At 62.4% G+C, this 6426-nt stretch carries 7 protein-coding genes and 1 pseudogene; 3 read left to right on the top strand and 5 right to left on the bottom strand.

Going from position 1 to position 6426, the window contains the following annotated elements; all coding sequences use genetic code 11:
* Window positions 1-35: 35 nt before the first annotated feature.
* Complete coding sequence (locus tag ACXJ7R_RS21870) at window positions 36-218, top strand: hypothetical protein (RefSeq protein WP_457153672.1); 183 nt, start codon at window positions 36-38, stop codon at window positions 216-218.
* A 170-nt stretch (window positions 219-388) separates the two neighbouring features.
* On the opposite strand, the gene ACXJ7R_RS21875 is transcribed toward ACXJ7R_RS21870, so the two are convergent.
* Window positions 389-1411 (bottom strand): aldo/keto reductase, encoded by a 1023-nt coding sequence (locus tag ACXJ7R_RS21875; RefSeq protein WP_457153673.1) that lies wholly within the window; start codon window positions 1409-1411, stop codon window positions 389-391.
* Between the two features lie 176 nt (window positions 1412-1587).
* On the opposite strand from ACXJ7R_RS21875, the gene ACXJ7R_RS21880 reads away from it, so the two are divergent.
* On the top strand, window positions 1588-2154 hold the full coding sequence (locus tag ACXJ7R_RS21880; protein ID WP_457153674.1) for an SIS domain-containing protein: 567 nt from the start codon (window positions 1588-1590) through the stop codon (window positions 2152-2154).
* Window positions 2155-2157: 3 nt separating this feature from the next.
* Window positions 2158-2901: a creatininase family protein gene (locus tag ACXJ7R_RS21885; protein WP_457153675.1), complete on the top strand. Its 744-nt coding sequence runs from the start codon at window positions 2158-2160 to the stop codon at window positions 2899-2901.
* Here ACXJ7R_RS21885 and ACXJ7R_RS21890 read toward each other — a convergent pair.
* From ACXJ7R_RS21890 to ACXJ7R_RS21905, 4 genes and pseudogenes are all read right to left on the bottom strand, one after another.
* Complete coding sequence (locus ACXJ7R_RS21890; protein WP_457153678.1) at window positions 2898-3212, bottom strand: hypothetical protein; 315 nt, start codon at window positions 3210-3212, stop codon at window positions 2898-2900. The genes ACXJ7R_RS21885 and ACXJ7R_RS21890 overlap by 4 nt on opposite strands.
* A gap of 3 nt (window positions 3213-3215) precedes the next feature.
* On the bottom strand, window positions 3216-4133 hold the full coding sequence (locus ACXJ7R_RS21895; RefSeq protein WP_457153676.1) for a carbohydrate ABC transporter permease: 918 nt from the start codon (window positions 4131-4133) through the stop codon (window positions 3216-3218).
* 12 nt (window positions 4134-4145) lie between these two features.
* Entirely contained in the window at window positions 4146-5267 is a 1122-nt protein-coding gene (locus ACXJ7R_RS21900; protein ID WP_457153677.1) for a carbohydrate ABC transporter permease, read from the bottom strand.
* An 88-nt stretch (window positions 5268-5355) separates the two neighbouring features.
* Window positions 5356-6426 (bottom strand): annotated as a pseudogene (locus tag ACXJ7R_RS21905) (sugar ABC transporter substrate-binding protein); the annotation flags it as partial.

The following is a 6426-nucleotide window of genomic DNA, read 5'->3' on the forward strand; positions in this document are numbered from 1 at the left end:
GGGAAGAGGTTCCCCATGCCTAGGGGTGTTCGGAAATGAACCTGTTGATCGACAAGCTTGCCGGATTGGTCTTTATCGTCATTGGCTTCCTGCTTGCGGCATCGGGTTACCGGGCCGCATCGACGGGATATATGGCTGCCGGGATCGTTCTGCTCGCCATCGGAATTGCACTGGTGGTACGCAAGGTGTTGCGGCGAAATCAGGACAATCAACAGTGATGGCCGCCAGGGGTAGAGGGCTGACCCCCTGGCTCCGCACGATCCAGGATGATCTCAAAACACGCCTGGGTCGTGTACCGTGAACGGATTCAGGCGACGCGCTTTGGGTCTTTGCTCTTATGCATGCCGTTGTCCCAAAACCGGGTCCACCTTTGGGCGCGATACATGCACTAGCCATTCGGCGCGTCGGCGCGCATCAGGCCTTCCTGCTTGAGATCGGCCCAAAGCGCTGCCGGCAGCTTTGCGTCGAGCAGCGAGCGGTTGCTCTCGACTTCGCTCGGCCGCTGGCCGCCGGGGATCACCGAGACCACCGAAGGGTGCAGCAGCGGGAATTGCAGGGCAGCCTCGATCAACCGCACGCCATGGCGCTTGCAGACGGCGTCGATGCGCGCGACGCGCTCCATGATGTCCTGTGGCGCCTCGGAGTAGTTGTAGTGCGCGCCGGGCCTCGGTCCGGTCGCCAGGATGCCGGAGTTGTAGGGACCGCCGAGGACGATGCCGATGCCACGCGCCTGGCAGAGCGGCAGGAACGATGCCAGCGCCTCCTGTTCGAGCAGCGTATAGCGCCCGGCAAGCAGGAACAGGTCGAAATCGCCACGCTCGGCCAGCGTCTGGGCAACCTGCCACTCGTTGATGCCGCCGCCGAACGCCTTGATCACGCCCTGATCGCGGAGCGACAGCAGCCCGTAATAGCCCGAGCCCATGAACTCCTCGATGCGCCGGTCGGCCGCTTCCTTGCTGCCATGGGTGAAGATGTCGACATCGTGCACGAAGAGGATGTCGATACGGTCGACGCCGAGGCGCTCGAGCGAGGCTTCGAACGAACGCATGACGCCGTCATAGCTGTAGTCGTAGACCTCACGGCGCGACGGCGTGTCGAAGAACTTGCCGATGGCGGTGCGCTGTTCCGGCGGACAGGCGCGCATGATGCGGCCGACCTTGCTTGACAGCACATAGTCATCGCGCTTCTTGGAGCGCAGGAACGGATTGAGCCGCGTTTCCGACAGGCCGAGCCCGTAGAGCGGCGCGGTGTCGTAGTAGCGGCAGCCGGTCGCCCAGGCGGCCTCCAGCGTGGCGTTGGCGTCCTCGTCCGAGACAGCACGGTAGAGATTGCCGAGCGGCGCGGTGCCGAAGCCGAGCTCGGTAAAAGGGATGCCGCCATTGCCGATGCGGTCGAAGTGCCGTGTCTTCATATTCTGCTGTCTGCCTCACTTGATTTGTCTGACATGACACTATCATGCCTGTGGCTCGGCAAAAGCATCGCGGACCGTTGGACACGCTTTTTCGCGGTTGCTAGCATGAGCGAAATCAAGCTGTTCGTCGAAGCAAGAGCGACAATCCCCGGGATGATTTCGATGCCAGGTTCGCCGTGACCGACAACAGCGAAAATCCGTTCAAGACCGCGCTTGGCGAACTCGGCAGCGTGCTGGCACGGGTCGACGGCAGCCGCATCGACGCCGCTTGCCAGATGCTTGCAGGAGCCGGACAAATCGTCGTCTATGGCTGCGGCCGCGAGGCCTTGCAGGTCAAGGGCTTTGCCATGCGGCTCTATCATCTCGGCCTGCCGGTCTCGGTGGTCGGCGACATGAACACGCCGCCGCTGGGACCCGGCGATGTCTTCCTGGCCAGTTCTGGGCCGGGAGAAACCTCGACCGTGCTCACCTTGATGCAGGTCGCGCACGGTGCCGGCGCAACGAACCTGCTGCTGACAGCCCAGGCCGAAAGCAGTGCGGCAAAGCGCGCTGATTTCACGCTGCTCATTCCCGCACAGACAATGGCCAACGACCAGGGGGCCAAGAAAACGTCGGTGCTGCCGATGGGTTCGGTGTTCGAAGGGGCGCTATTCCTGCTGTTCGAGGTGATGGTGCTGAAGCTCAGGGATTTGATCGGCGCTTCGCCGGAAGCGATGCGCGCCCGCCACACCAACATGGAATAGACCATGCGCTACGAACTGATGCTGCCGCACCAGATCCGCAAGGCGATCGCCGAGAACTGGCCGGTTGCCTTGCCGCTCGGCGTGCTCGAATACCATGGCGAGCACATGGCCGTCGGCATGGACACCCTGGCCGTCATCAAGACGCTGGAGCTGTTCGAGAAGGAGCGCGACATCGTCATCCTGCCGCCCTTCTACTATGGCGCGGCAAGCTACGCCGTGGCGGCCCCGGAAGGCAGCGGCTCGCTGCAGGTCGGCGGCAATCAACTGGCGCCGTTCGGCGAAGAGCTGTTTTACAGCCTGCTGCGCATAGGCTTTCGCAACATCCACGCCATCATCCACCACCAGACCGAGAATTTCGCCGCCGGCATGCCGACCGATCTCGCCTTCAAGACCGCCGGCCGGCAGGCGATCTTCCGCTTCCTCGAAAAGGAGCGCGGCGAGGGCTGGTGGGGCTCGGAGGCGATGGCCGGCTATTATGCCCAGCACGCCGAGGGCGGCAATTTCTTCAACTGGGTGCAGGTGCATCCGCTGATGTCGGCGACAATGAACGGCAAGTACCCGTTCGACCATGCCGGCATCGGCGAGACCTCGCTGATGCTGGCGCTATGCCCGGAAGCTGTCGATGCCAGTCACTTCGAAGACAACAAGAGCTGGTACACCGCGACCGCCAAGGACGCCTCGGCCGAGCTTGGGCAAAAGGGTGTCGCCATGATCATGGATCATTTGCGCGCGATCCTGAGGAGCTAACCGCCGATTTTCTGCCGCTCCGCCCTATAGTCGGTGATCGACTTGTCCGGATCGCTTTTGGTCGCGACAGCCCAGATGAAGGTGCCGCCGCCGGCAACGGCAAGGATGGCAAACAGCGCGATGCCGAGGGGAAATGTCCTGGTGTAGAGCACGATCAGGAGCATCGACAGGCCGCCTCCCACCATGGCCACCACAAAGCCGGCGATGACAGCGCGACCCTGCCAGGCGATCGGCATGACGCCCTTGCCGTAACGGTCGTAGCCCTTGTGGCCAACGCGGATGTTGCGCGCGAACCAGTATTTGGCAGCCATCGCCTATTTCACCGCGCCCGCGGTCATGCCCATGATCAGATAGCGTTCGAGCGCGATGCCGATGACGGCCAATGGCGCAATTGCCGCGGTGGCCAGCGCGGCCATCGACCACCAGTTGATGCCTTGCGAGCCGGTCTGGCTCGCCACCATGACCGGAATTGTCTTGGCGTCGGTCGAAGTCAGCAGCGCGGCGAAGAAATACTCGTTCCAGCACAGCACCATCGCCAGGATGAAGGCAGCGACCATGCCCGGCAGCGCGATCGGCATGACGATGCGGAAGAAGGCGCCCCAGATCGACAGCCCGTCGACGAGCGCTGCTTCCTCGAGCTCGACCGGTATGGAATTGAACTGGTCGCGCATGATCCAGATGACGATCGGCAGCACCATCAGCGTGTAGAGCAGGATCAGTCCGACGCGCGTGTCGAGCAGGCCGACCTCCCGGTAGAGCACCAGGAAGGGCAAGGCCAGCACCACCGGCGGCAGGATCAGCTGCGACAGGAAGAAGAACGAGATGTCCTCGTTCTTGAACCAGGCGAAATGGTAGCGATAGCGGGTAAGGCCGTAGGCGGCGAGGCTGCCGATGATGATGGCGAGGCTCGACGCGCCGACCGAGGTGATCACCGAGTTCATGAAGCGCTTGAAGAACTCATCGCGCACCGTCGAGGTCTGGAAGATCGAATCCGGCGACAGGCCGAGAGAACGCCAGCCCTTCCAGTCCGGTTGGAAGTCGACGAACGGGATCAGGTGGCCCTGGGTGACGTCGACCGCCGATTTGAACGAGGTGGTTATCGTCCAGTAGATCGGGAACAGGCAGATGAACGCCCAGAACACCAGCGCGCCATAGATGAAGACGCGGCTGGTGATGAAGCTCGCCGGAGAGCGGATTTCGGAAACGGTGTACTCGGTGGTTTGAACGCTCATGATCCCGGCCGCTCAGTTGACGTTGCGCACGAAGCGGTTGGCGAATTTCAGCAGCCAGGTCACGAACACGACGATGATGATGAGATAGACCATCGCCAGCATGGTTCCGTAGCCGACATTCGAGCGGTCGCGATATTCGCGGTAGATGAAGCTCGATACCGAATCGGTGGCGCCGCCCGGGCCGCCGGACGTCACCGTGATGATGATGTCGGCAAGCTTCAGCTTGAAGATGATGCGCAGGATCACCGCCGTCACCGACACCGGCAGCATCAGCGGGAAGGTGACTTGCCAGAAGGTCTGCCACGCATTCGCGCCGTCGACCCGTGCCGCTTCCAGTATCTCACGCGACATTGCCTGCAGGCCGGCGAGCAGCATGATCATCATAAACGGGATGAAGGTCCAGGCATCCAGCACCATGATCGAGATACGGGCGATGATCGGGTCGCTGAAGAAGGCCGGGTTTTCCCAGCCGAGATAGCGCGCCAATGTTGCCGCCGGCCCGAAGCGGTATTCCATCAGCGACTTGCCGACCATCCACGACACCGCGACCGGCGACAGCATCAGCGGCATCAGGAAGACGACGCGGAAGAATTTGCGGGCGCGGATCTGCGCGTTGAGCAACAGCGCCAGGCCAAAGGCAATGACATATTCGACCAGCACGGCGAGCACATAGAGCACCATGTTGAACAGCGCGTTGCGGTAGTAGGGATCGCCCAGCATCTGCCAGAAATTGGCAAGCCCATTGAACTTGCGGCCGCTGAAGGAACTGAGGTTCCAGTCGGTCAGCGCGATATAGAAACCGAACAGCGTCGGGAAGATCACCATGGCGATGGTAAACAGCAGCGCCGGCAGCAGGAACAGGGCGCGCTGGCCGTCCTCGCCGCGTGTCAGCACCTGGCCGATACCGAGCGCCACGCCCCACAGAACATAGGCATAGACGACAGGGCGCCACGTCTCGAAGCCGATGGTATCGGCTTCGGTCTTGTACAGGATCTCCAGCACGATCACCGCCAGCAGGCCAACCGTCGCAACAGCCATCAGCGCCCAACCGAGGCGTTTTCGGCCGGGCGAAATCAGATCGGAAGGGTCGGCATCTGCCGGCCACTGGTTCGCGGTCGAAGTCGGGTCAGTCACATATCTCGCCCGTTTGAAGGCTCATCGAGGAGCCGGAGCCGGTCTGCTGTGGTCCGGCGTTGCCGCCGGACCACGGTTTCACAATAGCCTACATGCCGAGCGAAGCCTTGTAGAGCTTGACCTGCTTTTCGCGGCCGATCTGGTCGGTCAGCTTCTCCCAGGCCGCTGCGATGGCGTCTGCGCCTTCTTGCGCCTTCATCTTGCCGGCGAAGGTGTTGGCCAGAATATCCTCGGCGGCGCTGTAGTACTGGAAGATGCCGGGGATGCGCGGCTCGATCGCCGCGTTCGGATGGTTGTACGAATCGCCTTCCGACTTCAGGTACGAAGTGATGAAGGCCTCGTCGTAGCCTGCCGCCACCCATTCCGGAATGTCGAAGTGGGAGTTGCGATAGGGCTGGAAGCCCGACGGATACATCGCCGTCCAGATCGACAGGTCCTTGCCGCCGAGATGGGCGGCGGCGGACCATGCCGCCTTCTTCTTCTTCTCGTCGGCATCGACGCGGGCCATGACATAGACGCCCCAGCCGAGATAGGCGCAGTTCGGCGAGTAGTTCGGCCCGCTGGCGAGCTTTTCCCACTTGCCGGTCTTGGAATTGTAGACGTCGTCGGAGCCGGGCAGGATCGAGAAACCGGTGACGTCGCCGATGACCGAGGAATCATTGGTCTTGACGTTGGAGCCGATGTCGCCCCACCAGGGGATCATCGAACCGGTGCCGGCCAGGAACTGCTGGAAGCCGGTGGTGTTCGGGTCGGCGTTGATCTGGTCCGCCGGTTCGGACGGCAGCGCGTCGATGACGTCCTGGATTGCCCGCACCCAGGCCGGGTTGTTGATGCGCGGCTTCATCGTGTCGGCGTCGAACAGCCAGGCCTTGTCATCGGGATGCTTGGCGTAGGCGGTGGCGCGGCTGCCGAGGAAGTAGAAGCCGAAACCACCCCATGGCTTGGGCGCATCGAGATAGCCATAGACGTCCTGGCCCTTGAACTTCTTGCCCTTGAGGAACTTGGTGACCGCCTGGACCTGTTGCCAGGTCTTCGGCACGCCCCACTCGCCTTCACCGCCGCCATCCTTCCAGGCCTTGGCGAGGTCGGCATCGGCGAACACGTCGGTGCGGTAGTTGAAATTGTGCGTGTCGCCGTCAATGGTCACGCGATACTGCTT

It is taken from the genome of Mesorhizobium sp. P5_C1, from assembly GCF_054049815.1.